At 72.4% G+C, this 26,880-nt stretch carries 30 protein-coding genes; 13 read left to right on the forward strand and 17 right to left on the reverse strand.

All coding sequences use genetic code 11. The features are described 5' to 3' along the window. Window positions 1-22 precede the first annotated feature (22 nt). Window positions 23-1,084 (forward strand): glycoside hydrolase family 113 protein, encoded by a 1,062-nt coding sequence (locus JQN83_RS12215; RefSeq protein WP_244252299.1) that lies wholly within the window; start codon window positions 23-25, stop codon window positions 1,082-1,084. Between the two features lie 39 nt (window positions 1,085-1,123). On the opposite strand, the gene JQN83_RS12220 is transcribed toward JQN83_RS12215, so the two are convergent. Continuing rightward, the gene (locus JQN83_RS12220) at window positions 1,124-1,720 is read right to left on the reverse strand and encodes a TetR/AcrR family transcriptional regulator (RefSeq protein ID WP_208567231.1); all 597 of its coding nucleotides are present in this window, start codon (window positions 1,718-1,720) and stop codon (window positions 1,124-1,126) included. 220 nt (window positions 1,721-1,940) lie between these two features. Between JQN83_RS12220 and JQN83_RS12225 the strand changes: the two genes are divergently transcribed. Further along, window positions 1,941-2,960, forward strand: coding sequence for an aldo/keto reductase (locus tag JQN83_RS12225; protein WP_208567232.1), 1,020 nt, complete (start codon window positions 1,941-1,943; stop codon window positions 2,958-2,960). Window positions 2,961-2,994: 34 nt separating this feature from the next. Here JQN83_RS12225 and JQN83_RS12230 read toward each other — a convergent pair whose 3' ends face one another. After that, window positions 2,995-3,435 carry a VOC family protein gene (locus tag JQN83_RS12230; protein ID WP_208567233.1) on the reverse strand — a complete coding sequence of 147 codons (441 nt, stop codon included), beginning with the start codon at window positions 3,433-3,435 and terminating at the stop codon, window positions 2,995-2,997. A gap of 222 nt (window positions 3,436-3,657) precedes the next feature. Here JQN83_RS12230 and JQN83_RS12235 point away from each other — a divergent pair, with 222 nt between their 5' ends. Beyond that, on the forward strand, window positions 3,658-5,067 hold the full coding sequence (locus tag JQN83_RS12235; RefSeq protein ID WP_208567234.1) for an alpha/beta fold hydrolase: 1,410 nt from the start codon (window positions 3,658-3,660) through the stop codon (window positions 5,065-5,067). A gap of 50 nt (window positions 5,068-5,117) precedes the next feature. Here the strand turns inward: JQN83_RS12235 and JQN83_RS12240 are convergent, their stop codons facing one another. Then, window positions 5,118-6,020 carry an oxidoreductase gene (locus JQN83_RS12240; protein WP_208567235.1) on the reverse strand — a complete coding sequence of 301 codons (903 nt, stop codon included), beginning with the start codon at window positions 6,018-6,020 and terminating at the stop codon, window positions 5,118-5,120. Between JQN83_RS12240 and JQN83_RS12245 the strand changes: the two genes are divergently transcribed. Both JQN83_RS12245 and JQN83_RS12250 read left to right on the forward strand, forming a co-directional pair. Continuing rightward, entirely contained in the window at window positions 6,019-6,672 is a 654-nt protein-coding gene (locus tag JQN83_RS12245) for a TetR/AcrR family transcriptional regulator (protein ID WP_244252300.1), read from the forward strand. The two genes, JQN83_RS12240 and JQN83_RS12245, sit on opposite strands and share 2 nt — an antisense overlap. Window positions 6,673-6,787: 115 nt before the next feature. Then, a complete protein-coding gene (locus tag JQN83_RS12250) occupies window positions 6,788-7,261 on the forward strand; it encodes a carboxymuconolactone decarboxylase family protein (protein WP_208567236.1) in 474 nt (157 codons plus the stop codon). Window positions 7,262-7,375: 114 nt separating this feature from the next. On the opposite strand, the gene JQN83_RS12255 is transcribed toward JQN83_RS12250, so the two are convergent. From JQN83_RS12255 to JQN83_RS12265, 3 genes are read right to left on the reverse strand one after another with little or no spacing between them, the layout of a single operon-like run. Next, window positions 7,376-7,567 carry a DUF397 domain-containing protein gene (locus tag JQN83_RS12255; protein WP_208567237.1) on the reverse strand — a complete coding sequence of 64 codons (192 nt, stop codon included), beginning with the start codon at window positions 7,565-7,567 and terminating at the stop codon, window positions 7,376-7,378. Beyond that, a complete protein-coding gene (locus JQN83_RS12260) occupies window positions 7,560-7,757 on the reverse strand; it encodes a DUF397 domain-containing protein (RefSeq protein WP_208567238.1) in 198 nt (65 codons plus the stop codon). The genes JQN83_RS12255 and JQN83_RS12260 overlap by 8 nt, the downstream gene beginning before the upstream one ends. Then, window positions 7,750-8,625 carry a helix-turn-helix domain-containing protein gene (locus tag JQN83_RS12265; RefSeq protein ID WP_208567239.1) on the reverse strand — a complete coding sequence of 292 codons (876 nt, stop codon included), beginning with the start codon at window positions 8,623-8,625 and terminating at the stop codon, window positions 7,750-7,752. The genes JQN83_RS12260 and JQN83_RS12265 overlap by 8 nt, the downstream gene beginning before the upstream one ends. 607 nt (window positions 8,626-9,232) lie before the next feature. On the opposite strand from JQN83_RS12265, the gene JQN83_RS12270 reads away from it, so the two are divergent. Both JQN83_RS12270 and JQN83_RS12275 read left to right on the forward strand, forming a co-directional pair. Then, a complete protein-coding gene (locus JQN83_RS12270) occupies window positions 9,233-9,457 on the forward strand; it encodes a hypothetical protein (protein WP_208567240.1) in 225 nt (74 codons plus the stop codon). Next, window positions 9,454-9,741, forward strand: coding sequence for a hypothetical protein (locus JQN83_RS12275; RefSeq protein WP_208567241.1), 288 nt, complete (start codon window positions 9,454-9,456; stop codon window positions 9,739-9,741). The genes JQN83_RS12270 and JQN83_RS12275 overlap by 4 nt, the downstream gene beginning before the upstream one ends. Window positions 9,742-9,814: 73 nt before the next feature. Here the strand turns inward: JQN83_RS12275 and JQN83_RS12280 are convergent, their stop codons facing one another. From JQN83_RS12280 to JQN83_RS12290, 3 genes are all read right to left on the reverse strand, one after another. Continuing rightward, entirely contained in the window at window positions 9,815-10,828 is a 1,014-nt protein-coding gene (locus JQN83_RS12280; protein WP_208567242.1) for a trypsin-like serine peptidase, read from the reverse strand. Window positions 10,829-11,121: 293 nt separating this feature from the next. Continuing rightward, complete coding sequence (locus JQN83_RS12285; protein ID WP_208567243.1) at window positions 11,122-12,216, reverse strand: D-alanine--D-alanine ligase family protein; 1,095 nt, start codon at window positions 12,214-12,216, stop codon at window positions 11,122-11,124. Between the two features lie 150 nt (window positions 12,217-12,366). Beyond that, window positions 12,367-12,600 (reverse strand): hypothetical protein, encoded by a 234-nt coding sequence (locus tag JQN83_RS12290; RefSeq protein WP_208567451.1) that lies wholly within the window; start codon window positions 12,598-12,600, stop codon window positions 12,367-12,369. Between the two features lie 256 nt (window positions 12,601-12,856). On the opposite strand from JQN83_RS12290, the gene JQN83_RS12295 reads away from it, so the two are divergent. Next, entirely contained in the window at window positions 12,857-13,702 is an 846-nt protein-coding gene (locus JQN83_RS12295) for a helix-turn-helix domain-containing protein (protein WP_208567244.1), read from the forward strand. 7 nt (window positions 13,703-13,709) lie between these two features. Next, window positions 13,710-13,919 carry a DUF397 domain-containing protein gene (locus JQN83_RS12300; RefSeq protein WP_208567245.1) on the forward strand — a complete coding sequence of 70 codons (210 nt, stop codon included), beginning with the start codon at window positions 13,710-13,712 and terminating at the stop codon, window positions 13,917-13,919. A gap of 43 nt (window positions 13,920-13,962) precedes the next feature. On the opposite strand, the gene JQN83_RS12305 is transcribed toward JQN83_RS12300, so the two are convergent. From JQN83_RS12305 to JQN83_RS12325, 5 genes are all read right to left on the reverse strand, one after another. Next, window positions 13,963-15,015, reverse strand: a complete 1,053-nt coding sequence (locus tag JQN83_RS12305) for an ROK family protein (RefSeq protein WP_208567246.1) — start codon at window positions 15,013-15,015, stop codon at window positions 13,963-13,965. 169 nt (window positions 15,016-15,184) lie between these two features. Further along, window positions 15,185-15,976, reverse strand: a complete 792-nt coding sequence (locus JQN83_RS12310; RefSeq protein ID WP_208567247.1) for a putative protein N(5)-glutamine methyltransferase — start codon at window positions 15,974-15,976, stop codon at window positions 15,185-15,187. Window positions 15,977-16,112: 136 nt separating this feature from the next. Continuing rightward, window positions 16,113-17,273 (reverse strand): cystathionine gamma-lyase, encoded by a 1,161-nt coding sequence (locus JQN83_RS12315; protein WP_208567248.1) that lies wholly within the window; start codon window positions 17,271-17,273, stop codon window positions 16,113-16,115. Then, window positions 17,270-18,277 carry an NAD(P)H-dependent glycerol-3-phosphate dehydrogenase gene (locus tag JQN83_RS12320; RefSeq protein ID WP_208567249.1) on the reverse strand — a complete coding sequence of 336 codons (1,008 nt, stop codon included), beginning with the start codon at window positions 18,275-18,277 and terminating at the stop codon, window positions 17,270-17,272. Before JQN83_RS12320 ends, JQN83_RS12315 begins: the two co-directional genes overlap by 4 nt. Before the next feature lie 108 nt (window positions 18,278-18,385). After that, on the reverse strand, window positions 18,386-19,111 hold the full coding sequence (locus JQN83_RS12325) for a lysophospholipid acyltransferase family protein (protein WP_208567250.1): 726 nt from the start codon (window positions 19,109-19,111) through the stop codon (window positions 18,386-18,388). A gap of 129 nt (window positions 19,112-19,240) precedes the next feature. Here JQN83_RS12325 and cofC point away from each other — a divergent pair, with 129 nt between their 5' ends. The 4 genes from cofC to JQN83_RS12345 all read left to right on the forward strand — a co-directional run bounded on the left by cofC (window position 19,241) and on the right by JQN83_RS12345 (window position 23,568). Then, window positions 19,241-19,924, forward strand: a complete 684-nt coding sequence (gene cofC, locus JQN83_RS12330) for a 2-phospho-L-lactate guanylyltransferase (protein ID WP_208567251.1) — start codon at window positions 19,241-19,243, stop codon at window positions 19,922-19,924. Between the two features lie 62 nt (window positions 19,925-19,986). Next, window positions 19,987-20,184 (forward strand): cold-shock protein, encoded by a 198-nt coding sequence (locus JQN83_RS12335; RefSeq protein WP_208567252.1) that lies wholly within the window; start codon window positions 19,987-19,989, stop codon window positions 20,182-20,184. A gap of 219 nt (window positions 20,185-20,403) precedes the next feature. Continuing rightward, on the forward strand, window positions 20,404-22,563 hold the full coding sequence (locus JQN83_RS12340; RefSeq protein WP_244252338.1) for an RNA degradosome polyphosphate kinase: 2,160 nt from the start codon (window positions 20,404-20,406) through the stop codon (window positions 22,561-22,563). 120 nt (window positions 22,564-22,683) lie between these two features. Next, complete coding sequence (locus tag JQN83_RS12345; protein WP_208567254.1) at window positions 22,684-23,568, forward strand: NUDIX hydrolase; 885 nt, start codon at window positions 22,684-22,686, stop codon at window positions 23,566-23,568. Window positions 23,569-23,884: 316 nt separating this feature from the next. On the opposite strand, the gene JQN83_RS12350 is transcribed toward JQN83_RS12345, so the two are convergent. The 3 genes from JQN83_RS12350 to leuC form a co-directional block, all read right to left on the reverse strand. Then, the gene (locus tag JQN83_RS12350; RefSeq protein WP_208567452.1) at window positions 23,885-24,616 is read right to left on the reverse strand and encodes an HU family DNA-binding protein; all 732 of its coding nucleotides are present in this window, start codon (window positions 24,614-24,616) and stop codon (window positions 23,885-23,887) included. Window positions 24,617-24,788: 172 nt separating this feature from the next. Further along, complete coding sequence (gene leuD, locus JQN83_RS12355; protein WP_208567255.1) at window positions 24,789-25,376, reverse strand: 3-isopropylmalate dehydratase small subunit; 588 nt, start codon at window positions 25,374-25,376, stop codon at window positions 24,789-24,791. Window positions 25,377-25,391: 15 nt separating this feature from the next. Beyond that, entirely contained in the window at window positions 25,392-26,834 is a 1,443-nt protein-coding gene (gene leuC, locus JQN83_RS12360; RefSeq protein WP_208567256.1) for a 3-isopropylmalate dehydratase large subunit, read from the reverse strand. Window positions 26,835-26,880: the final 46 nt, after the last annotated feature.

A 26,880-nucleotide genomic window follows, 5' to 3' on the forward strand; every position in this document is an offset into this window, starting at 1 on the left:
GACCGATATGCGTGCCAGAGGCATGGCCTACGACACCGGCTTCGTCACCGACGGCGTCAGCTCGGTGCCGCACTGGGACCCCGAGGTGGTCCGGCGGGAGCTGGCGATCATCCGGGACGACCTGCACTGCACCGCCGTCCACCTGGTCGGCGGGGATCCCGGGCGGCTGGAGTCCGCCGCCCGTACCGCCGCCGCGCTCGGCCTGGAGGTCTGGTTCTCGCCGTACCCGCTGGAGCTGGAACCCGACCTGATCCGCGCCCTGTTCCTCGACTGCGCCGAGCGGGCCGAACGGCTCCGTGCGGCCGGGGCGGAGGTCGTCTTCGTCACCGGCGCCGAGCTGAGCCTCATGAACCGTGGATTCGTCGACGGGGACCGCCTCGCCGACCGCCTCGACCACCTGTTCACCGACCCGGACGGCCGGGCCGAGCGCATCGCCGAGGCCGGCGTCCGCCTCGACCGGTTCCTGCGCGCCACCGTGGCGGCGGTCCGCGAACGCTTCCACGGGCGGGTCACCTATGCCGCGATCCCGTTCGAGGGCGTCGACTGGGACCTGTTCGACGTGGTGACCCTCGAACTCATCCGCTCCGCCGAGGTCGCCGACCAGTTCCGCGCCGGCGTACGCCGGCTGGTCGACCAACCCAAGCCGGTCGCCGTCACCGGCTTCGGCACCGCGACCTGGCGCGGCGCGGGGGACGTCGCGCCGCGCAGCATGGAGATCATCGAGTACGACGCCAGCGGCACCCCCCACCGGCTCAACGGCAGGTACGAGCGCGACGAGGAAGGGCAGGCCGCCTACCTGCGGGAACTGCTCGACATCTTTGACAGCGAGGGGGTCGACAGCACCTTCGTCCACCTCTTCGCGCTGCCCAGCCTGCCGCACCGGCCCGACGGCGATCCCCGGTACGACCTCGACCTCGCCAGCCCCGGGATCGTCAAGGTGCTCGACGGCCGCACCGGCGAGACCTACCCCGGGCTGCCCTGGGAGCCGAAGGCCGCGTTCGCCGCCGTCGCCGAGCACTATGCGCGCCGGCCCGCCGTCGCCGAGCACTACGCGCGCCGGCCCGCCGCCGAGCGGCACGGCTGAGCGGACGCGGTCCGCCCGAGGGGTGGCGCGCGCCCCCCCTCACCGCAGGCGCAGCCCCGCGACGAGGAGCCCGACCATGCGGCGGGCGTCGTAGTAGGGGGCACGGCCGGCGCAGAGGTTGCCGACGGCGAACAACAACTCCCGGGCGTCGACGCCGGGACGGATCTCGTCGGCCGCGACGGCGGCGTCGAGCAGGCGGGTGCACGCGGGCACCAGGTGGTCGAGGAAGTAGCCGTGCAGCGTGTCGAAGGCGGCGGTGTCGGAGTTCAACGCTCCGGCCAGGCCGTGCTTGGTGACCAGGAAGTCGACGAAGAGGTCGATCCAGGCGGTCAGGGCGGCGTGCGGGGTGCCGCTGGTGGCGAGCAGGGCCGGCGCGGCCGCGGCGCACGCCTGCACCTGGTGCCGGTAGACGGCGACGATCAGGTCCGCCCGGGTCGGGAAGTGGCGGTAGATGGTGCCGACGCCGACGCCGGCCCGGGCGGCGATGTCGCGTACCGGCACGTCGACACCGACGGCGAGGAAGGCCGCGGCGGCGGCCTCCAGCAGGGTCGCCTCGTTGCGTCGGGCGTCGGCCCGTTTCCGGGGTGCGCCGGTGCGCCCGGGTGGGGTGGGCGGCCCCGGTTCACCGTCGACCATCGCACCGTCACCTCCGGACACCCTTGGCAAACGGAACAGTGTTCCGTATAGTTCAGAGCGGAACACCGTTCCGCTTGCCCCATGATGCCAGAGCCGGACGGCCGGCCACCAGCCCCGTCCCTCGCCACCAGCCCACGACGCGTCCGCACGCGCCGTGGTCCCCAACGGCACCGGCCCACCCGACCGGCCGTCACCCCGCCACCCCGTGGAGGAAACCGTCATGCAGTACCGCACCCTCGGCCGCACCGGCGTCCAGGTCAGCACCCTCGTGCTCGGCGCGATGAACTTCGGCGCCATCGGCCGCACCAGCCAGGCCGAGGCCACCGCGATCATCGACGCCGCCCTGGAGGGCGGGATCAACCTGATCGACACCGCCGACCGCTACAGCCAGGGCGAGTCGGAGGAAATGGTCGGCCGGGCCATCGCCGGCCGCCGCGACGACATCGTGCTGGCCACCAAGGCGGCCCTGCCGATGGACGACGACCGCAACCACCGGGGCACCTCCCGCCGCTGGCTGCACACCGCGCTCGACGACAGCCTGCGCCGGCTCGGTGTCGACCACATCGACCTCTACCAGGTGCACCGCTGGGACCCGACGACCAGCGACGAGGAGACGCTGTCCGCGCTCACCGACCTCCAGCGGGCCGGCAAGATCCGCTACTTCGGCTGCTCGACGTTCCCCGCGTACCGGCTCGTGCAGGCCGAGTGGGCCGCCCGGGAACACCACCTGGGCCGGTACGTCACCGAACAGCCCAGCTATTCGATCCTGCAACGCGGCATCGAGGCCCACGTCCTGCCCGTCACCGCGCAGTACGGCATGGGCGTGCTCGCCTGGAGCCCACTGGCCTCCGGGTGGCTGTCGGGCGCGGTCCGGGCGGGTCGGGAGATCACCACCCACCGCGCCGACGTCCTGCCCGAGCGCTTCGACCTCACCATCGCCGGCAACCGGGCCCGGCTCGACGCCGTCGAGCAGCTGACCAAGGTCGCCGAGGAGGCCGGGCTCACCCTGATCCAGCTCGCCCTCGGCTTCGTCACCGCACACCCCGCCGTGACCAGCGCGATCATCGGCCCCCGTACGCCGGAGCACCTGCACAGCCAACTCGCCGCCGCCGACACCGTGCTCACCGCCGACGTGCTCGACGCGATCGACGCGATCGTCGCCCCCGGCGTCGACCTCGCCCCCGGCGAGAAGCACGACACCCCGCCGGCCCTGCTCGACCCGGCGCTACGCCGCCGCTGAGCGTCGGCGCGCGCACCGGTCGACCGGCCCGGGGTCAGCTCACGCAGAACACGTTGCCCTCCGGGTCGTGCAGGGTGACGTAGTAGTAGAGGTCCGCCGGGTCGTCGCCCCGGGTCCGGCGCTGCACGGTCGCGCCCAGGGCGACCAGTTCGGCCACCTTCGCCTCGACGATCTCGATCCGCCGCGCCTGGGGCAGGGCATCGTTCCGACCGGTGGGGTAGAGGTCCAGGTGGAGCCGGTTCTTCCCGGCATGCTCCTGCGGCACCCGCTGGAACCACAGCGGCGGACGCAGCCCGGCCGGGTCGAACAGCCGGTCCTCGAACGCCGCCGCCCCACCCAACCGGCCACGGAAGTGCGCGTTCCAGGTGGTCGACGGCTCGGCCGGCGGCGTCGGCTGGTAACCCAACGCCCGGGCCCAGAACCGGGCCAGCCGGGCCGGGTCGTTCGCGTCGACAGTCAGTTGCCAGAACACCATGGCCCCACCCTAACCACGCGCCGCGCGGTCACCGGGTCGACGCCACCTCTCCCGACCGGTCCTGTTCCCCGGTCGGACCGTCCACAAACGACGGTAGGACCCATCACCCCGTCGAGGTGGTCGGGGCGCAACCTCAGGGACGAGATCCGGGTTCCTCCGCATATGACTCGGGTCGGCCGGGGGGCCAGGGTGGACGGATAGCCACGACCCGGGAGGTCCGCCGTGTTCCGTCGTACCGTGACCGTCGTCGTCGCCCTGCTCACCGTCCTCGCCGGTCTCCCGGCGGTGGCCCAGGCGCGTCCCGGGCCACCGCCGGGCCTCACCTGGGGTGAGTGTCCCGACGATCTGCCCGACGTCCCACCCGACCCGCGCGTGCGGTGCGCCCCGCTGCGCCTGCCGGTGGACTGGGCCAGGCCGGACGGGCGCACGTTCACGCTCGTCGTGGCCCGTCGGGCCGCCCGGGTGGCGCAGCAGCGGGTGGGCACGCTGGTGTTCGGACCGGGCGGCCCCGGGGACTCGGGGGTGGAACGCATCCGCCGGGGGGACCGGTTCAGCGACGAACTGCTGGACCGGTTCGACCTGGTCAGCTTCGATCCACGTACGGTGGCCCGCAGCGCCGCCCCGGTCTGCACTCCCGACCCGGAGCTGCGCAGGCCACCCGTCGTGCTGACCGGGCAGGCCGACTTCGACGCCACGGTGGCCTACAACCGGGCGCTGTGGAACCGGTGTCGCCCGACCAGCCCGGTGTTCGGGTACGCCGACACGCTCAGCACCGTGCACGACCTGGAGGCGCTGCGGCGTGCGCTGGGTGAGCGGCGGCTGACCTTCCACGGCAGCTCGTACGGCACGCTGCTGGGTCAGCAGTACGCCAAGCGGTATCCCGACCGGGTACGGGCCGTGGTGCTGGAGGGCGTGTTCGACCACAGCCTGGACGTGCGGTCCTTCGTCCGTACCCAGGCGGCGGCGCTCCAGGACGCCTTCGACGAATTCGTGGCCTGGTGCGACAGTTCGCCCGGGTGCGTGCTGCACGGCCGGGACGTCCGCGCGGTCTGGGCTGCGGTGCTGGCCCGCGCCGACAACGACGGGTACGCCCCGCGCACCGCCTTCGACGTCACCGCCGTGGCCCTCGGGATGCTCGCCGGCCCCCGCTTCCCGCAGCTGGCCGAGGCCGTCCGGGACATGGCCGCCGGCATGCCGCCGCCCGAGGTGAAACTCCCGGTGGCCGTGGCGGTCTTCTGCGCGGACTGGCCGGCCACCGTCCGCGACCACCACGAGTACGCGGCCCTGCTCCGGGCAGCCAGGGCGGTCGCACCGGACGTCCGCTACGGTGCCGGCCTGCTGGCCGTGCACACCTGTCTGGGCTGGCAGTCCCCGGTCCGGAATCCACCGCACGAGCCACGGGTGCACACCCGCACGCCGTTGCTGCTGCTCAATGCCCGGCACGATCCCCGCACCGGCTACGCCTGGGCCACCCACGTCGCGCGGCAACTGGGCCGGCACGGACGCCTGGTCACCTACGAGGGCTCGGGCCACGGCACCTACCTGCGCAACGCGTGCACCGTCGCCGTGGTCGACAGGTACCTCGTCGACCTGACCCTGCCCGGTGCCGACGCCCGCTGCCCCGCAGGTTGAACCGCCCCGTCGGCGACCAGCGGGGTCCGGCCCGTGCCGCCGACGGTCACCTACCGGGTGGGCTGGGCGGCGAGCGGGAAGCTGACGCCGGTCAGTTCCTCGGAGACCGTCCACAGCCGACGGGCGACGGCCGCGTCCCGGGCGGCCTTCGACCGGCCGACGAGCTTGGGCGCACCACGCCCCTCGAAGAGGCCGTCCGGCCCGGCGTAGCTGCCGCCCGGGACGTCGGCCACCGCCGCGTAGAGGGTGGGCAGCGCGCCGTCGTCGCCGCTCTGCGCGAAGCGGTGGCCCAGGGTCGTCTGGAGCCGGTTCCACAGGGAGCGGTCGTGGTCGAGGTGCCCGAGCAGGTTGGTGGCGGCCAGGCCGGGGTGGGCGGCGGTCGCCAGCACCGGCGAGCCGACCTCGGTGAGGCGGCGGTGCAGTTCGGCGGTGAACAGCAGGTTCGCCAGCTTCGACTGGGCGTACGCGGGGAACGCCCGGTAGGGGCGGCGCTCCCAGTTCAGGTCGGCGAAGTCGATCTTCCCGCCCCGGTGCGCGGAGGAGGCGACGGTGACCACCCGGCCCCGGATCTGCGGCAGCAGCAGATTGGTGAGCGCGAAGTGCCCGAGGTGGTTGGTGCCGAACTGGAGCTCGAACCCGTCGGCGGTACGGCCGAGCGGCGGGATCATCAGCCCGGCATTGTTGATCAGCAGGTCGATCGGCCCGGTGTGACCCTCGGCGAACTCACGCACCGAGGCGAGGTCGGCCAGGTCGAGCCGCCGCACCTCGACGTCGCCGGTCATGCCGGCGGCGGCGGTCTGCCCCTTGGCCAGGTCGCGGACGGCGAGGACGACGTGGGCACCCCGGGCGGCGAGCACCCCGGCGGCGACCCGGCCGATGCCGCTGTTCGCGCCGGTGACGATGACGGTACGGCCGGTCATGGCGGGAACCTGGGCACTCGTGAATGTTGTCATGGCCAACAATGTATACGGCGACAACAATGTCGGCAACGACGACATTTTTTCGACTACCATGACCGTCGTGCCCGCGTACCACCATGGAAACCTGCGCTCGACGCTGCTCGCCGCAGCCGAGCGCAGCCTGCGCCAGCACGGCGCCGGCCAGCTCTCGCTGCGCGAACTGGCCCGGGAGGTCGGCGTGAGTCACGCCGCGCCGCGCCGGCACTTCGCCGACCGGCAGGCGCTGCTGGACGCCCTCGCCGAGGCCGGATTCGCCCGGCTGCACGCCGAACTGCACGCGGCGCTCGTCGCCGCCGGGGACGACTTCGCGCCGCGCCTGCACGCCGTGGCCGCCGCCTACCTGCGGTTCGCCACCGAGGACGCCGCCCTGCTGGAGCTGATGTTCGCCGCCAAGCACCGCGAGGGGGCCGACCATCTCGTCGCCGCCGCCGCCGGCCCGTTCGGGCTGATGGGCGAGCTGATCAGCCAGGGGCAGGCCCAGGGCGTGCTGGAGCCCGGCTCCCCGGAACTCGCCGGGACCGTGCTGTTCGCGACATTGCAGGGCATCGCCACCCTGGTCAACGGCAACATGATCGCACCGCCACTGCTCGACGGGATCACCCGGACCGCCGTCGACCAGTTCCTCCGGGGGTCCCGCCCCCGTTAGCGGACGACGTCAGCCGCCGAGCGGCGAGACGCGGGTCACGTTCAGCTGTGTCACGGGGAGGCGGGCCACCCCGTCCGAGGAGGTGCAGCCACGAACGACCGCAGAGGAGCACACCATGGACGCCCGACTGAACTTCCTCACCGACCCGACCGCCGGCAGGGCCTTCAAGCACCTGATGTCGGCAGGCAGGGCGCTGAAGGAGTCAGCGCTGCCGGCCCCCACCCAGGGACTGGTGGCGCTGCGCGTGAGCCAGATCAACGGCTGCGCCTTCTGCGTCGACATGCACACCAAGGACGCCGCTGCGGCGGGTGAGACGTCGGTGCGGCTGAACCTGGTCGCGGCATGGCGGGAGGCCACGGTGTTCACCGAGGCCGAGCGGGCCGCGTTGGCGCTGGCCGAGGAGGGGACCCGGGTGGCGGACGCGGCCGGCGGGGTCAGCGACGAGGTGTGGGCGCACGCCGCGAAGCACTACGACGACGAGCAACTGGTCGCGCTGGTACTCCTGGTCTCGTTCATGAACCTGGCGAACCGGATGAACATCATCACGCGGCAGCCGGCCGGCACCTACCAGCCCGGACAGTTCCACTGAACGCACCACGCCCACCAGCCCGGGGACCCTCTGGCGGGCCCCGGGCCACCGGGCCGGAAGCCCGTTCCGGCGCGGACGGGTGAGCCGGGTGGGTCGGATGGGTCGATGGGTCGGTCAGTGGTGGCGGTCGATGGTGGCGAGGAAGCTCCGCCACGCCTGAGGGGAGAACACCAGCACCGGGCCGGCGACGTCCTTGCTGTCCCGCACTCCGACCACGGCAGGCAGGTTGTCGGCGACCTCCACGCAGTTGCCCTCGGCACCACTACGACTGCCCTTGCGCCAGACGGCCCCACCGAAATCAGCCATGGTCGCTCTCCTTGATCGTCTGAAGGAAGCTCCGCCAGGACCGGGCGGAGAACACCAGTATCGGCCCGGCGACGTCCTTACTGTCCCGCACTCCCACGGCAGCGGAGAGGTTGTCCGCGACCTCGACGCAGTTGCCCTGGTCACTACTGCGGCTACTCTTACGCCAGGTCGGCCCGCTGATTTCAGTCACCGAACTCCTCCTTGATCTCCTGCATCAGCTTGCCTGACTCCTCCGCGCCCAGCGCCTGGACATCGAGCGTGTTCCACACATGGGCGTAAGCCTTGACCTCTTCGATGCGATCAAGGTAAAGCGCCCCGGACAGCCCTTCGCTGTAGACCGTCGTCGGTTCGGCGGACCGGGCTCCCCTGGTGGGAAAATCCAGGATGACAAAGCTCCCTGCGATCGCTGCCCGACTCAGCCCCGAGGCGAGCGGAACGATCCTGACCATGATGTTCTGGGCCTGATTAGCTTCGATCAGTCTGTCCAACTGCCCAGCCATACAGGGCACCCGCTTGCGCAATACCGCTTCCTCGATGATCGCCTCGAACTCGGGAGCCGCCGGCCGCTTCCTGGTGAGCAGGCGTTGACGTTCCTGTCGAAGTTCGACGAGCTTCACCACGTCCTCATCCGCGATACCGGGTCTGGTGCGTGCCACCTCGGCGACGTACTCCGGGGTCTGGAGCAGGCCCGGCACCAGCGCGTGTTCGTAGGTGCGGAGGCGGCTGGCCGCCACCTCCAAGCCGACGTACAACTGGAACCAGCGTGGGATTACCTCGCCATAGGCGTGGTACCAGCCCTTACTCTTCGACTCCTTGGCCAGGCTCACGAGGACTTCGGTCAACTCGGACGGGGTGCCGTAGAGGCGGCACATCTGGTCGACGTCGAGTGCGCGCAGCGGCGTCTGCCCCGCCTCTATCCGGTACATCTTGGCGCGTGACCACTCCAGGTCGGACGCGGCGGCCTCCAGGCCGAAACCGGCCACTTCCCGGGCCTGTCGTAACAGTCGGCCGAGTTCCCTTCTCGGCACGGTCGAGCCGATCTCCGTCACGGACACCATCCTTCCCGTCTCACCACGACACGTCATCAGGCACGCCGTGCGACGCCCTTTGCTTCGTCACCCGCAAGGTGTGCCTCCCGGGTGAATGTCTCACCAGGAGCATTGCACGGGTCGCCGCTGTTCTCGGATCGTGGCTGGCAGAGCGCCTGTCGACGAGCAGTGGAGGTGGCGCGTGGCCCGATGGAAATGGTTTCAGCGAAAAGATCATCCGATTGATGGCGTAAGCCGTCCGCCCCTTGCACGACGAACAGACCCGCCTGATCCACCGACCAGGGTGGACGCCTCGGCAGGAGCCGGCCGACCGCGATCTGCGCTGCTGCGAAACAGCGGTATCGCCGCGCCGGGAAACCGCAATATCGCCTCAGGTGAGTCGATATTGCCGGACGGCCTGCCCGGCACACGGTGCGGGGAGCCCAGGGAAGACGGGACGGGACGGCCGGCGTGGAACAGCCCTACGGTGATCTTCGCGCGGGACCGGCCACTGATGACCCCGGCCGCGCGGTGGCGGGCCCGGCACGCGGTCGAGGAGCACCGCCGATGAGGCCGTCGCCCCGGCGCACATGGTCGAGCGGGGACGAGGGACGACACGTCCAGCGGGGCACCCGCCATGCTTGACGGGCGACCCGAACCGCCGTTCCGCGTCCTGATGGCCGGCTACGTGGTCGACTTCCACCACCGCAACGCCTGCCCCCGCTGCCAGCCCGACGGCTCCTGCCGCCGCCTCACCGCAGCCGCCGAGACCCTCCGCGCCTGGCGCCACCGGCCCGACCACCCACCTCCCCACCACACCGCCCCCGATGCCGGTGAGCAGCAGCGGCCGGCCGCGCCGTGAAGCCCGGTGACCTGCTGCTGATCACCCGGGCGGCCAGTGTGCAGTTCATCCGCCCGATCCGGTGCCGGCTGATCCGGATCGACGACCGGCCGACGTACGACGGGTGGGTCTGGCTGGACGTCTACCAGCTCGACGCCCGGGACCGGGCGGTGGCCCGGCGGAGCATCTTCGTGCAGCGCGCCGGGGTGCGGCCGGCGGACCAGGGGCGGCAACCGCCGCAGCGCGCCACCCCGCGTCAGCCCACCTGCACGGCGGCCCGCACCCGGGTTCCGCCGGAGCCCTGACAATTCGCATTCCGGGGGCCGCACGGCACGACAGCGCCCCGGCCGGTGGCCGGGGCGCTGTCCGGGGAGGGAATTACGCGGGAGAGCCGGCTTCTGCGTAGTCGTAAAGGCTCTTGATGTCGTCGTCGTAGTACGGGCCGTCGAATTGCCCGTTGCCGGGATTGTCGCCGTGGCTGACGGTGCTGTTGATGTATCCGGCGCCGATCGAGTCGTTGTATTCCTGCAACCACGGCCCGCCGCTGGAACCGTAGGTCATGTTGCAGTACATTCGGATCTGCTGGCCGCCGGCGTCCCAGGTGGTGCTCTGACAGTATTGCTGGCTCTCACCGCCGCCGAGGTTGGACGGATAGCCGAGGGCGGTGACCGCGACGCTGTAGCCCCAGTTCCACCGGAGCCCGTTGCCGCCGACGGTGTCGACGACCTTCGCGTTGTAGATGCCGCCGTTGGACATCACCGCGATGCCCATGTCCTCGGCGTAGCTCGACGAGCTGGCCCAGGCGCCCCGGGTGGAGAGGCTGTAGGCGACGAAGGTGCCGAACGGCCGCACCCCGTTGCGGTACCGGGGGACGAACTGCCAGTTGGTGTACCACTGACCGCCGCCGCCCTGGTGGACGCAGTGGCCGGCGGTGATCACGAGTCGCCGTTTGGCGCTGGCGACGGTGCTGGCCGAGCAGGAGGCGGTGCCGCCGCCGGGAACGGTGAAATAGACCTTGCCGACGGTCACCGCCTCGTTCAGCATCGTCCTGGGGCCGCCGGCGATGCTCGGGACCACCGGCGCGACCGTACCGGCCGGTCCGGTGGGCCTCGGCGCGTGGCTCGACGACGCGGCCGCCCTGCCCGACTTCGGGAAGTCCAGGTCGACGGCGGACGCCATGCGCTCCGGGGTCCAGAAGTCGGCGACCTCCTTCGCGATCTTCTCATTGGTGATCGCCCGGCCGTCCAGGGTACGGGCAATCGCCGTGATGTTTCCCTTCTGGTCGACCGTGGTCGAATTCGCCTCGGCTGCCGGCGCACCGGTCAGGATCAGGGTGAATGCCGCACCAGCACTCACGGACCAACGCAGAGCGGATTTCAAGAGGACCTCCATTTTGCCCCTTGCAGGTATCCGAACTCCGGCAGCATATTGAGGTTCTACTATTGATCACAACGCCGAACAATGGTTGTCAGGAATCCGTGCCACCCCACCATAATTGCCATAACCACCATCGGCTTTATTGCCCGTGGGATATGCCGGTGGATTACTCTCGCCCATTGACAGACCGGCCCCGACCAGGACCGCCCGAATCAGGGACCGACAACATGGTCGACCGGCGTCGGGAAGATGCCCGGACGCCGGTCTGCGGGAGGGCCGGCCGCCAGTACGGAGGGCCGGTGCAGGGGTCAGTGCCGGTGCAGGGCGGTCCGGATCAGCCGGTTGACCAGCTTGGGGTACTCCAGGCCGCTGGCCGCCCACATCCGGGGGAACATCGACGTCGGGGTGAACCCGGGCATCGTGTTGATCTCGTTGAGGTAGACGTCCAGGTCGGGGGTGACGAAGAAGTCGACCCGGGCCAGGCCGGCGCAGTCCAGGGCGGTGAAGGCGCGGGTGGCGTACTCCTGGACCTGACGGGTGACCCGGTCGGGCAGGCCGGCGGGGACGTCGTACTCGCAGACCTCGTCGGCGAAGAGGTACTTGGCCTCGAAGTCGTACCACTCGCGGTCGCCGACCATCCGCACCTCGGCCAGCACGGACGCCTCGGGCGCCCCGCCTGCCTCGCCCTCCAGCACGCCGCACTCGATTTCCCGGCCGACGATCGCGGCCTCGACCAGCACCTTGGTGTCGATCTCCCGGGCGGTGGCCACGGCGGCATCGAGTTGCGCCCAGTCGTCGACCTTGGTGATGCCGAACGACGAGCCGGCGCGGGACGGCTTGACGAAGACCGGCAGCCCCAGCCGCTGCTTGTCGGTCTCGCTCAGGGTCATTCCGTTGCGCAGCACCGCGTACGGGCCGACCGGGATGCCCTCGGCGACGCAGAGCTTCTTGGTGAACTCCTTGTCCATCGCCGCGGCGGAGGCGAAGACGTTCGCGCCGACGTACGGGATGTCGGCCATCTCCAGCATGCCCTGGATGGTGCCGTCCTCGCCGTACGCGCCGTGCAGCACCGGGAAGACGACGTCGACGTCGGCGAGTGCCCGGGGACCCTCGGTGGGGTCGAGCACCAGCAGGCCCCCTGCGGTCGGGTCGGTCCGCAGCACGACCTCGGCCCCGGCCCCGGCGGTGATCTCCGGGAGCTTGCGGGCGCGGATCGCCAACTCGCCCGGGTCCCCGCTGGTCAGCACCCACTGGCCCTGCCGGGTGATGCCGACCGGCACCACGTCGTACTCGTCGGGGTCGAGCGCGCCGAGCACACTGCCGGCGCTGACGCAGGAGATGCCGTGTTCGGGGCTGCGGCCGCCGAAGACGATCGCCACGCGGGTCTTGCCTGGGGTGGTCACTCGGGTCACCTCTCGGTACGCGCCTGCGGAGCCGTCAGTTGCGCTCACCCGACTGACCTTACTGTGGGTGGCGACACCCCGATGGTGATACCCGGCAGGACGCGAACCGCCCTCGCAAACGGTCATCCACCCCGATACGGTACGTGACGCTCAGCCCGGGTCGGCGGGCAGGACGCGACGGCGACGCCCGACGGCGATCACCTTCACCCGCTGCCGCCCGGCCCGGACCATGCCCAGGGCCATGAACGCCCCGGCGATCCGGTCGGCCGCCTCCCGACTGTTCGCGCCGACGACCTGGCGGCGGCGCTCGGGGCAGGCCCGTTCGTCGCGCACCTGCGCCTCCACCGGCCGGACGTCACTGAGCACCACCAGGAACCGCGTCATCGCCGTCATCAGGCCCCTCACAGTCCGAAGTCCTTTCCAGACGATGGATGGCGGCGGCGGCACGTGGCGATCGGGAACGGGGGAGTAAACCCGATCGCCACGCGCCTCATCCCCTCCGGTCACTCACCACCGCCGTCGCCACGACAACCGTTGGTGAGGACTCCATTACAGATTGACAGGTGGACAGGCGTGAATGCAACTCTCATCGACGTTCTCTCATGCACAAGTTCCCAAAGACATATGCCACCATCGACGTATGGCTCCCAAGACCGCTCGGGCTCGCCGCCTAGGCATCGCCCTACGCGCCCACCGGGAAGCGGCCGGCCTCACCCTGGAGGCCGCCGCCGACGAGATCAACAGCACCCGCAGCACCCTCAGCCGCTACGAGAACGCACAGACCCTGGTCAACCCGGCCACCGTCCGCGCGCTGCTCAGCCTCTACGGGGTACGGCCCGAGGAGATCGCCGCAGCGGTCCAGCTCGCCAAGGACACCCGTAAACCCGGCTGGTGGGTGCCCTACTCACACCTGCTGGACAAACGCACGATCGACTTCATCGCGCTGGAGGCCGAGGCCACCGCGATCGCCAACTTCGAACCCTCGATCGTGCCCGGCCTGCTCCAGACCGCCGACTACATCCGGGGCGTGATGCGGGGCGGGCCGCACACCCTCACCGACGACCAGGTCGAGCAGCGGGTCAAGCTCCGGCTGGACCGGCAGCAACGGATCACCGCCGCCGAACCCCCGATCTTCGACGCGATCATCGACGAGGGCGCGCTGCTGCGTCCCGTCGGCGACCGCACGGTGATGGAGGCGCAGCTGAGCCACCTGCTCAAGACGGCGGAGCTGCCGAACGTCACCGTCCAGGTGATCCCGCTCTCCGCCGGCTACCACCGGGGCACCCGGGGCTCACTGCACATCCTGGAGTTCGCCGACCCCGAGGACCCGCTGATCGCCTCGGTGGAGACCGTGGCCGGTCAGATGGTCCTGGACCGGCCGGGTGACCTGCGGACCTGCACCAAGATCATGGAACATCTGCGGACCGTCGCGCTCAGCCCGGCGGACAGCCGCGACCGACTGCTGCAACTGATGAAGGGACGGTAGGAGACCGATGACACCGACGATCGGCGTGGCCCTGTCCGGGGCCGCCTGGCGCAAGAGCAGCCACAGCGGGGACGAGGGGGCCTGCGTCGAGCTGGCGTCACTGCCGGGCCGGGTCGCGATCCGCGACTCCAAGGACCCGGGCGGCCCGGTGCTGCTCTTCCCACCCACGGCCTGGGCCGCCTTCGCCACCGCCCCGCCGGCCCCACAGCGCCACTGACCCGGCACCGCCCCCGCACCGAAGCGGTGCGGGGGCGGACGGGTCAGTCGATCAGGGCGGCAGGTGGGGCGGCGGCAGGACGGACCGCCTCGGCCGCGGCGATGGCCACCCCACGCGCCCCGGCCATGTCCCGGTCCGGGACCAGGGCGAAGGTGACCAGCGCGGCCTGCTCCGCCCGGAGCACCGTGTGCGCCCGGACGGTGTCGAGGAACCAGTCGCGGAACTCCGGCGTCGCCTCCACCACCCCACCACCGACGAAGTACGCGTGCGGGTCGGCGAAGTTGGCGGCGATGGTGAACAACCGGCCGAGTGCCGCCGCCTGCTGGGCGAAGACCTCCCGGGCCAGCGGATCACCGCGCTCGGCGTACCCCCGTAGCAGCCTGGCGGCACGCTCGGGCGGCTCCTGCGCCAACGGATGCTCCGGCTGCCGGGACAGCCGGTACGGCAGCAGGTTGCGGCCGATCGCGGTTAGCGAGGCGACGCTCTCCGCGTCCCCGACGAAGCCGCAGGCGCACCGCGGTTCGGGTTGACCGGGGGCGAGCAGCCCGGCCAGCGGGATGTGCACGTGGCCGAACTCCCCGGCCATCCCGGCCGCGCCGGTGACCACCCGGCCGTCGATCACCAGCCCGCCGCCGAGACCGGTGCCGACGATCGCCGCGACCGACGACCGGGTCGCCGCCTCGGCTCCGAAGTGGACGTGGTGGGCGTAGAGCGCGGCGGCGTTGCCGTCGTTGTGATAGATCACCGGCAGGCCGAGACGTCGCTCCAGCGCCCCCCGCACGTCGAACCCGTGCCAGGCGGGCTGGGCGAAGTTCGTCGACCCCCGGGACGAGATGACGCCGGTGGCGCTGGCCGGCCCCGGGGTGTCCAACCCCACCGCCCGGACCTGCTCGCGGGGCACACCGGTATGGGCCAGCACCCCGTCGAACGCGTGGGCCAGCGCCTCGATCGCCACCTGCGGCCCCGCGGTCACCTCGCTGGGGGTCTCCACCAGCCCGTCGACCAGGAACCGGCCGTCCAGGCGGAGCACGGTGGCGTTGTTGCTGGTGCCACCGTTGTCGAGGCCGACCACCACCGGCACGTCCACGCCGACCATCCGCCACCTCCAGCTGGGCCTGCTGCGAGATTAGTTCCCGTTCCCGCCGCCCGTCACGCCCCCGACCGGGGCGAACCCGCCGTCGGGTCGCCCCGGTCGGACCCGACGGGCCGTTCGACCTCGAAGCGGTCGTCGGCGTCGAAGAGCACCCGGTCGGCGGCGGGGCCGCTCAGTCCGGGCGGCGGGCGAGGACCCCGGTGGCCTCCCACTCCTCGGCGCGCAGCACAGTCGGCAGCAGACCCAGCCCGGTCATCGCCTCACACAACGCCCCGGCCTGCCCGGCGCTGACCTCCACCACCAGGTGACCGCCGGGCCGCAGCCAGTCGACCGCACCGGCCGCCACCCGACGCAACACGGCCAGCCCGTCGCTGCCGCCGTCCAACGCCACCGACGCCTCGTGCAGCCGTGCCTCCGCCGGCATCAGAGCCACCGCCGGGGTGGGCACATAGGGGGCGTTGGCGACCACCACGTCCAACCGGCCCCGCCACTGAAGCGGCAGCGGGTCGTACAGGTCGCCCTGCACGACGGTGACGTCCCGGCCGGCCAGGTTACGGCGGGCGCAGGCCACGGCGGCCGGGTCCACGTCGACGGCGGCGAGCCAGCGGGGGGCGAGCCGGTCGACCAGCGCGACGCTGATCGCGCCCGAGCCGCAACAGAGGTCGACCAGCGCCGGGGCCGGCCCGGCGACCGACACGGCGGCTTCCACCAGCAGCGCGGTCCGGGCCCGGGGTACGAACACCCCCGGGTCGACGGCGACCCGACGGCCACAGAACTCGGCCCAGCCGAGCAGGTGTTCCAACGGTTCACCGGCGACCCGCCGGTCGGTCAGGGCGGTCAACACCTGCGGCGAGTCGGCGGCGGAGACGAGCAGCGTCGCCTCGTCCTCGGCATAGACGCAGCCGGCGGCGCGCAGCCGGGCGACGAGGGCGGCGTGATCGTGGGGGAACAGGTCGGATGCCATGGTGATGCCTTTCGGGAGCGCACGTCGGCGCTCCCACCGTCGCTACCGCAGCGACGGGGACTCGACGGGGAGCGCCGGTCCTGACGTCTGGTGGATCGGACTCACCTCCTCCGGTCGGGGCCCGTACGGGCCGGCATCACGATAGCGGACCGGCCGCCCCCGCGCTGTCCAGTGCGGCGGCCACGTCGGCGACCAGATCGGCGGTGTCCTCCACCCCGCAGGAGAGCCGGACGAAGCCGGGGGCCGTGTCGTCGCCCCACTGCGCCCGCCGGTCGGCGCTGGTGTGCAGGCCGCCGAACGAGGTCGCGGCGGTGACCAGCCGGGACGCGACGATGAACCGGGCCACCCGGTCGGCGTCCCCGAGGTCGAACGAGAGCACCCCGGGCATCCGTCGCAGCTGCCGCGACGCCACCGGGTACGCCGGGTCCCCCGGGCGGCCCGGCCAGCGCAGCCCGGTCACGTCGGCCCGGCCGGCGAGCAGCCCGACCAGTGCCGCCGCGTTGGCGGACTGCCGGGCCAACCGCAGGTCGAGGGTGGCCAGCGACCGGTGGGCCAGCCAGGCGTCGAACGCCCCGGGCACCGCACCGGTGGTGGTCCGCCACCCGGTCACCGTCTCCAGCAGTTGCGCCGACCGGGAGGCCACGTAGCCCAGCAGCAGGTCCGAGTGGCCGGTCAGCGCCTTGGTGCCGGAGGCGACCACCAGGTCGGCTCCCAGGTCCAGCGGGCGCTGCCCGAGCGGGGTGGCGGTGGTGTTGTCCACCGCGACCAGCGCGCCGGCCGCGTGCGCCGCGTCGGCCACGGCGGCGATGTCGACCACGTCCAGGCCCGGGTTCGCCGGGGTCTCCAGCAGCACCAGCCGCACCCCGTCGAACGACGGGTACGGCCCGGCGGTGGGCACGAAGCTGACCCGTACCCCCATCCCGGCGAGGGTGTCGGTGGCGAACGCCCGGACGGGGAAGTAGCCGTCGGCGGGCAGCAGCACCGTGTCGCCGGGGCGCAGCACCGCCAGCAGCATTCCGGTGATGGCGGCCTGCCCGGAGGCGAAGACCCGGCAGTCGCCCCCTTCCAGCTCCCCGATGGCCGTCTCCAGCAGCCGGCGGGTCGGGTTGTCCGGGCGGCCGTAGCCGTTCGACGCCCCGGCCGGCCCCTGCCACGGGTCGAGGTGGTAGGGCGCGGCGAACACCGGGCCGGGCAGGAACGGCTGCCCCGGTGCCGGCTCCGGCAGCCCGGCGTGCACGCACCGGGTCCCGTCGTGCCAGTGTCCCTGCTCCCCCGGTGGGACCGACTGGCCGCTCACTCGTACGACTCCGGCTTGGCGGTACGGCTCATCAGGGTGTCCACTGCCAGCCTCGGGTCCATCCCCTCGTGGCAGATCCGTTCGATCTGCTCGGTGATCGGCATCTCCACCCCGTGCGCGCGGGCCAGGTCCCGGATCGCCAGGCAGCTCTTCACGCCCTCGGCGGTCTGTCGGGTGGCCGCCTGCGCCTGCTCCAGGGTCTCCCCCCGGCCCAGGTGCTCGCCGAAGGTGCGGTTGCGGGCCAACGGCGACGAGCAGGACGCTACCAGGTCACCCATGCCGGCCAGGCCGGCGAAGGTGATCGGGTCGGCGCCGAGCGCCACGCCCAGGCGGGCGGTCTCGGCCAGCCCCCGGGTCATCAGCATCGCCCGGGTGTTGTCGCCGAAGCCCATCGCGGTGGCGATCCCGTAGGACAGGGCGATCACGTTCTTGACCGCCCCGCCCAGCTCGCAGCCGATCACGTCGTCGTTGGTGTAGGGCCGGAAGTACGGGGTGCGGATCGACTGCTGCACCAGTTCGGTGCGGCGGGCGTCGGTGCCGGCGACCACCGTCGCCGCCGGCTGCTCGACGGCGATCTCGGGGGCCAGGTTGGGGCCGGAGACGACCACCACCCGGTCGGCGGTGACCCGGGCGGTCTCCACGATCACCTCGCTCATCCGCCGGGTGGTGCCCAGCTCGATCCCCTTCATCAGGGAGACGAGGGTGGCGTCCGGGGCGAGGTGACCGGCCCACTCGGCGAGGTTGCCGCGCAGCGTCTGCGACGGCACCGACAGCACCACCAGCTCCGCGCCGGAGATCGCCTTGGCCGCGTCGCCGGTCGCGGTGACCCGGTCGGGCAGCCGCAGCTCCGGCAGGTAGTCGGGGTTGCGCCGGTGGGTGCGGATCGCCTCGACGACCTGTTCCCGCCGGGCCAGGATGGTCACCTCCCGACCGGCGTCGGCGAGGATCTTGGCGAACGCCGTCCCCCAGGAACCCGCCCCCAGCACCGCCACGTGGCCACTCACGCCGTCGCCTCCCCACCGTCGGTGACGCCGTACGCCCACGCGCCGGTCCGCCCGGTCCGTCCGCTCATGCCCCTGCCGTCCGTGCGTCGCGCCGGTCGATCCACTCGCTCATTCGGTCACCTCGGGAGTACGCGGACTGACGGGACGTTCCCACAGCGGCGGCGGTGTCCCGCCCCGGATGCCGGCGAGCAGGTCACGCAGGGTCAACATGATCTGGTCGGTCATCTCCTCCAGCACCACCCGGCCGGGGGTGGCCCCCGCCCACCGGCTCAGGTCGACCGGCGGACCGGCTACCACCGTCACCGGGGTCCGGGGCCGCAACCCCACCCGGCGGGTACGCGGGTCGAAGAGCCGTTCCGGGCCCCACAGCGCGACCGGGATGACCGGTGCGCCGGTGGCCAGGGCCAGCCGGGCCGCGCCGGTCTTGCCCCGCATCGGCCACAGCTGCGGCTCCCGGGTGATGGTGCCCTCCGGGTAGATGACCACCGCGCCGCCCGCGTCCAGCGCGGCGACCAGCCGGTCCAACGACTTGACCGCGACGGACGTCTCCCGTTCCACCGGGATCTGCCGGCAGCGGTGCAGGATCCAGCCGACCACCGGGACCCGGAACACGCTGGCCTTGCCGAGGAACTGCGGCCACCGGCCGGCGTCGTAGATGAAGTGCGCGCAGACCAGCGGATCGGTGTGCGAGAGGTGGTTGGGGACGATGATGACGCCCCCCGGACGGCGCAGCTCCTCGGCCCCGTGCCAGGTGCGTCGGGTCCAGGCCAGCATCACGGGCTTGACCAGCGCCACGGCGAACCGTCGCCAGAAACCCAGCCTGCGCCGTGTCACCCCTGCCTCCTCGTCACCCCGCCCGCGCGCCGCACCCCCACCGTTGCGGCCCGCAGCGGAAATCATGCCTGCTCGTCCCCGGTACGGCCAGTGAGGGGTACCGCCGTCGGCGCTGGCAGGATTGTCGACGTGGGCCAGGCGAGGTGGGTGGTGGTGGTACCGGTGAAGCGGCTCCGTGCGGCCAAGAGCCGACTGCGGGGGGCGCTGCCGGGCGTACCCCACGAGGAGCTGGCGCTGGCGTTGGCGGCCGACACGGTCGGCGCGGCGCTGGCCTGCCCGGCGGTCGCCGAGGTGCTGGTGGTCACCGCCGACCCGCAGGTGGCGGCGGCGGTCGGCGCGGCGGGCGCCCGGGTGGTGCCGGACCGCCCGGATTCCGGGCTGAACGCCGCCCTACGACACGGCGTCGACGTGGCGGTCACCGACGGTGACGACCCCGCCGGAGGTGGGTGCGGGACCTGGGTGGCGGCGCTCACCGCGGACCTGCCGGCGCTGCGCCCGGCCGAGCTGGCCGCCGCACTGCACGCGGTCGGCACCGGCCCGGCGGGGGTACGCCGGTTCGTCTCCGACGCCCCCGGCACCGGCACCACGCTGCTCGCCGCGCCCCCCGGGGTGCCACTGGACCCCCGGTTCGGGGTCGACTCGGCCGCCGCCCACCTGACCTCCGGGGCGGTGCCGCTGCCGGGCGGTTGGCCGAGCCTGCGGCGCGACGTCGACACCGCCGCCGACCTGGCCGACGCGGCCCGGCTCGGCCTCGGCCCGGCCACCGGCGCGCTGACCGGCGTCGTCCCGGCGGGTCCCGGCCGGCCCGACTGAACCGGCCGGCGGCCCCGGACCGACCACCCACCCCGGCGACACCACAGGTGTACGGTGCTGACATGCAGGGCACCGTGGCGACCTTCGACGCGCAGACCCGCACCGGCGTGCTGCTCCTCGACGACGGCACCGAGCTGCCCTTCCCGGCCCGCGCCTTCGACGCCTCCGGGCTGCGCCTGCTCCGCCTCGGCCAACGGCTCCGGGTGGAAACCGGTCCGGACGGCGGGGTCGTCCGGGTGACATTGCCGACGATGGCCTGAACAACCCGGCCCAAGTTCATTTTGCGTTAACCGTAATCGGGTGATTATGAGCGGGTGAGCACCCCTCGCGAGCACCCCACCAGCCCGTCCGCCGCCACCGACCCGACCCGCAACGGCACCCGCCGCCGGGGCGGTTCCCGCACCCGCCGCGCCCCCGAGGACGTCGCCGCCACGGCACCCGACTCCCCCGCCGCCAGCGCCGCCGGGGCCTCCGCCGGCCTGGACGAGGTGCTCGACACCGGCGACCGGCCCACCGCCGACGGCGCGTCCACCGCCACGGGGTCGAGCACCGCCGACGGGGCACCCGCCGTCGAACCGCTGCCGGCGGACCGGTTCCTCAACCGGGAGCTGTCCTGGCTCGACTTCAACGGCCGGGTGCTCGCGTTGGCCGAGGACCCCGGCACGCCGCTGCTGGAACGGGCGAAGTTCCTGGCCATCTTCGCCAGCAACCTCGACGAGTTCTACATGGTGCGGGTGGCCGGGCTCAAGCGCCGCCTCTCCGCCGGTCTGCCGGTACGCGGCGGGGACCGGCTGCCGCTGCGTACCCAGCTGGAACGGATCACCGAGTGCGCCGCCGGGCTGGTCGCCCGGCAGGCCGCCTGCTTCGTCGACGACCTGCTGCCGCAACTGGCCCGGGAGGACATCCGGATCCTGCGCTGGGCGGAGCTGGACGACCCGGAACGGGAACGGCTGCGCACCTACTTCCGGGAACACATCTTCCCGGTGCTCACCCCGCTCGCGGTGGACCCGGCGCACCCGTTCCCGTACATCTCCGGGCGGTCGTTGAACCTGGCCGTGGCGGTACGCGACCCCGACGGCGGTTCGGAGCTGTTCGCCCGGGTGAAGGTGCCCAACAACGTGCCCCGCTTCGTCCGGGTGGCCCGCGACCAGCCGGGGCTGCGGATGCTGCCCGTCGAGGAACTCATCTCGGTGCACCTGGGGCAACTCTTCTCCGGCATGCAGGTGGTCGAGTGCCACCTGTTCCGGGTCACCCGCAACGCCGAGGTGGAGGTCGACGAGGACCGCGACGAGGATCTGCTCCAGGCGTTGGAACGGGAGCTGGCCCGGCGACGCTTCGGCCCCCCGGTCCGGCTGGAGGTGGCCGCCTCCATCTCCGACCACATGCTGGAGCTGCTCGTCCGCGAGCTGGACATGGACGGGCACGACGTGCTGCGGGTGCCCGGCCTGCTGGACCTGTCGGCGCTGTGGCAGCTCTACGGCGAGGCGGACCGCCCCGACCTGAAGGACAAGCCGTTCGTGCCGGCCACCCACCCCCGGCTGGCCGAGGGCGAGGTGCCGCGCAGCGTCTTCGCCACCCTGCGCGACGGCGACGTGCTGGTGCACCACCCGTACCACTCGTTCGCGACCAGCGTGCAACGCTTCGTCGAGCAGGCCGCCGCCGACCCGAACGTGCTGGCCATCAAGCAGACCCTTTACCGCACCAGCGGCGACTCCCCGATCGTCGACGCGCTGGTCGACGCCGCCGCCGCCGGCAAGCAGGTGGTGGTGCTGGTGGAGCTGAAGGCCCGCTTCGACGAGGTGGCCAACATCGGCTGGGCGCGCACCCTGGAACGGGCCGGCTGCCACGTCGTCTACGGCCTGGTCGGGCTCAAGACGCACTGCAAGACCGCCCTGGTGGTACGCCAGGAGGGCAACCAGATCCGCCGGTACTGCCACATCGGCACCGGCAACTACCACCCCAAGACCGCCCGACTGTACGAGGACTTCGGCGTGCTCACCGCCGACCCGGAGATCGGCGCCGACCTGACCGACCTGTTCAACGTGCTCACCGGCTACAGCCGGCAGACCGCGTACCGGCGGTTGCTGGTCGCCCCGCAGGGCATCCGCAGCGGGTTGGTGGAGCGGATCGAGCGGGAGATCGCGCACGTCCGGCTGGGCATGCCGGGGCTGGTGCAGTTCAAGGTGAACTCGCTGGTCGACGAGGAGATCACCGACGCGCTCTACCGGGCGTCGCGGGCCGGCGTGCACGTGGACCTGCTGATCCGGGGGATGTGCACGCTGCGGCCGGGGGTGCCGGGGCTGTCGGAGAACATCCGGGTCCGCTCGATCCTCGGCCGGTTCCTGGAACACTCGCGGATCTTCCGGTTCGGCAACAACGGCGACGCCGAATTCTGGATGGGTTCCGCCGACCTGATGCACCGCAACCTCGACCGCCGGGTCGAGGCGCTGGTGCAGGTCAGCGACCCGGTCGCCCGAGCCGAACTGGACCAGGTGATGACCACCGCGATGAGCCCGGACGTGGACGCGTTCGAGCTGGCCGCCGACGGCAACTGGACCCGGCGTACCGGCAGCGCCGAGCAGCCCCTGCACGACCTGCAGGAGCTGCTGCTGCGCCGGGTGGGCAGCTCCGCCGGCTGACCGTCAGGTCGCCCGTCCGGCGGGCCGGGCGGGCGACGGGCCAGGCGGGCGACGGGCCAGGCGGGCGACGGGCCAGGCGGGCGACCGACGGGACCGATTCTCCGGACGTAGGGTGACCAGATGGTGGACGAGGAGGCGGCCGGGATCCGGGCGGCCGGTGGGGTGGCCTGGCGGCCGGCCGGTGACGGCGGGGTCGAGGTCTGCCTGGTGCACCGACCCCGCTACGGCGACTGGTCGCTGCCCAAGGGCAAGCTGGAACGCGGCGAGCACCCGCTGCTGGCCGCCGTCCGCGAGGTGGCCGAGGAGTCCGACGTGCGGGCCGTGCCGCAGGTCCGGCTGCCCACCGTGCGGTACCGCAGTGAGGGCCGGCCGAAGGTGGTCGACTACTGGTCGATGCGGGCCGTGGCCAGCGGCGGGTTCCAGCCGGACACCGAGGTCGACGACGTGTGCTGGCTCGACGTCGACGCCGCCGTCCGGCGGGTCAGCTACCCGCACGACGCGCAGGTGCTGACCGCGTTCGCCGCCCTGCCCCGGGTCACCGGCACGGTGGCCCTGGTCCGGCACGCCCACGCCGGTAAGCGGGCGACCTGGTCCGGACCGGACACCGGCCGGCCGTTGGACGCCGAGGGGGTCACCCAGGCACGGGCGTTGGCCCCGCTGGTCGCCTTGGTCCGCCCGGTACGGCTGCTGTCGGCCTCGCCCCGCCGCTGCGTGCAGACCCTGGACCCGGTGGCCGACCTGCTGGATCTGCCGATCGAGGTGTGCGGGGACTTCGACGAGCCGCAGCCGGGTCAGCAGGTCGACGAGTGCGCGTTGGCCGCCGCCGGCCGGTTGGCCGAGCTGGCCGCCCGTGGGCAGCCGGTCGGGGTGTGCAGCCAGGGCAAGGTGATCCCGGGGGCGTTGGCCCGGCTCGCCGGGCGCGACGACGACTTCGGCACCGCCAAGGGGGGCGGTTGGCTGCTCGCCTTCACCGCCGACCGGCTGCTCGCCGCCGACCGCCTCTGAACACCCACCCCCGACCGGCCCCGGACACTCGCCGTTGCACCCTCGCGGCCGACCGGGCGCAGGACCCTCACGACCGGCCGACGCCGGACAGTCGCGGCCGGACGCCGCTGCGCCCCCGCGGCCGACCGGGCGCAGGACCCTAACGGTCGGCCGACGCCGGACAGTCGCGGCCGGACGCCCGTACGCCCTCGCGGCTGACCATGTGCAGGACCCTCACGACCCGGCCGACGCCGGACAGTCGCGGCCGGCCCCCGGTTGGAGGTCGGAAACGGGCGCCCACCGTGGCGGTGGGCGCCCGTTTCGTCGTACCGGGAAATCAGCGCTTGGCGGCGGTCCGCTTCGCCGGCGCCTTCTTCGCGGTGGTGGCCTTGGCGGTGGTGCTCTTGGCCGCGGCGGTCTTCTTGGCCGCCGCGCTCCGGGCGGGAGCCGACTTGGTCGCCGTGGCGGTCTTCTTCGCCGGAGCGGCCTTCTTCGTGGCCGCCTTGGTCGCGGTGGCGGCCTTGGTGGCCTTCGCCGCGGTGGTCTTGGCGGCACCGGTGGCCTTGCTGGCCGCGGTCGTCTTCTTGGCCGCGGTGGCCTTGACGCCGGTCGCCTTCGTCCCGGTCGCCTTGCTGGCCGCGGTCGTCTTCTTGGCCGTGGTCGCCTTGGCCGTGGTCGCCTTCGCGCCGGTGGCCTTGGCGCCGGCCGCCTTCGCGGCGGTGGCCTTCGTGCCGGTGGCCTTGGCGGCCGCCGTGGTGGTGGTCTTCTTCGCCGGAGCGGCGGTCTTCGGCACCTTGCCGGTGGCCACCATCTCCTTGAAACCGGCGCCCGGCTTGAAGGCCGGCACGGATGTCTTCTTGACCTTCACCGCCTCACCGGTACGCGGGTTGCGCGCTGTTCGCGCCGCCCGGACACGCTTTTCGAACGATCCGAATCCGGTGATCGCCACTTTGTCGCCCTTGGTGACCGCCGCCTGGACCTCGGCGAGGACCGCGTCGAGCGCCGCCGTCGCCGACTTCCGGTCCCCCAGGCGAGCGGCGAGCGCCTCGATGAGCTCGGCCTTGTTCACGACTTCCTCCCGATTGTGCAACTGACTCGACGCGAGCCATTCTGCGCGCACCGTATGCCCTGTGCAGCCTGGACACAAACATTCGGTGGAAAAAAGCCCTTGTGTCGTAACGGATTCGCCCCCACCGGATGAACCGGTGGGGGCGAAAACGGTGCCGTGGCCCGGCGTACGGCTAGACCACGGCGGGGGTGAACGACGGTCGGCCGGCCTCGTACGCCTCAATGTCGGCGACGTGCCGCAGGGTGAGTCCAATGTCGTCGAGGCCCTCCATCAGCCGCCAGCGGCTGTGGTCGTCGAGCGGGAACGGCCAGGTGGAATCCCCGACCCGGACCTCACGGGTGGTCAGGTCGACCGTCACCGGCGTGGTCGGATCGGCCTCCACGAGGTCCCAGATCTGCTCGACCGCGGTCAGTTCCAATTCGACCGGGAGGAGCCCTTCCTTGAGCGCGTTGCCCCGGAAGATGTCACCGAACCGGGGCGAGACGACCGCCTGGAAACCACCGTCGCGCAGCGCCCACACAGCGTGCTCCCGGGACGACCCGGTGCCGAACTCGGGCCCCGCCACGAGGATGCTGGCCCCGGAATACGCCGGGTTGTTGAGCACGAATGCGGGATCGTCGCGCCAGGCCCGGAAGAGCCCGTCGGCGAAGCCCGTCCGGGTCACCCGCTTGAGGTACACGGCCGGGATGATCTGATCGGTATCCACATTGGAACGCCGCAGTGGCGCGGCGGTGCCGGTGTGGGTGGTGAACTTGTCCATCTCTCGGCTGCCCTTCTACAGATCGGCCGGGGCGGCGAGCCGGCCGGTCACGGCGGTGGCGGCGGCGACCGGCGGCGACACCAGGTGGGTACGCCCGCCCCGGCCCTGCCGGCCCTCGAAGTTGCGGTTGGAGGTCGAGGCCGAACGCTCGCCCGGCTTCAGGGTGTCCGGGTTCATGCCCAGGCACATCGAGCAGCCGGCGAACCGCCACTCCGCTCCGGCGTCGGCGAAGACCTTGTCCAGGCCCTCCGCCTCGGCGGCCTCCCGCACGGCGGCGGAGCCGGGCACCACCAGCATGCGTACCCCGTCGGCGACCCGGTGGCCGCGCAGCACGTCGGCGGCGGCCCGCAGGTCCTCCAGCCGGCCGTTGGTGCAGGAACCCACGAAGACCACGTCGACGGCGAGGTCACGCAGCGGGGTGCCCGGGGTGAGGTCCATGTACTCCAGGGCCCGGCGCGCGGCGGTCCGCTCGGCGTCGGTGGTGAACTCCTCCGGATCCGGCACGGCCGCGCCGAGCGGGACGCCCTGACCGGGGTTGGTGCCCCAGGTGACGAACGGGGTGATCCGGCTCGCGTCGAGGGTCACCTCGGCGTCGAAGGTCGCGTCGTCGTCGGTGGGCAGCGTCCGCCAGTAGGCGAGCGCCGCGTCCCAGTCCGCCCCGGCCGGCGCGTGCGGCCGACCCTTGAGGTACGCGAAGGTGGTCTCGTCCGGCGCGATCAGGCCCGCCTTGGCACCCCACTCGATGGACATGTTCGCCACCGTCATCCGGCCCTCCATCGACAGCGCCCGGATCGCCTCGCCCCGGTACTCCACGATGTGACCGCGTCCGCCGCCCGTGCCGACCTGGGCGATCAGCGCGAGGACCAGGTCCTTGGCGGTGACGCCGGGGCCGAGCTGACCGGTGACGTTGACCGCCATGGTCTTCGGGCGGGCCTGCGGCAGGGTCTGGGTGGCCAGGACGTGTTCGACCTCACTGGTGCCGATGCCGAAGGCCAACGCGCCGAACGCGCCGTGGGTGGCGGTGTGGGAGTCGCCACAGACGATCGTCATCCCCGGCTGGGTCACGCCCAGCTGGGGGCCGATCACGTGCACGATGCCCTGGTTCTCGTCGCCCAGGGGGTGCAGCCGCAGGCCGAACTCGGCGCAGTTGCGGCGCAACGTCTCGATCTGGGTACGCGAAGTCGGGTCCGCGATCGTCAGCAGGTCGCCCCGGCGCAGCCGGAACGCGGGATCGTCGTACCCGGTCGGGGTGTTGTGATCCTCGGTCGCGAGCGTGAGATCGGGGCGGCGGACCTGCCGGCCGGCCTGGCGCAGCCCGTCGAACGCCTGCGGGCTGGTCACCTCGTGCAGCAGGTGCAGGTCGATGTAGAGCAGGTCCGGTTCGCCCTGGGCGGTCCGTACGACGTGTGCGTCCCAGACCTTCTCGGCCAGGGTCCTCGGTTGAGTGACTCCCACCATCTGGACATCCTAAATTCTGGGAGGTAAATTTCGGCTTGTGGGACAC

The sequence above is a fragment of the Micromonospora antibiotica genome, from assembly GCF_017599305.1.
Lineage (GTDB): Bacteria > Actinomycetota > Actinomycetes > Mycobacteriales > Micromonosporaceae > Micromonospora > Micromonospora antibiotica.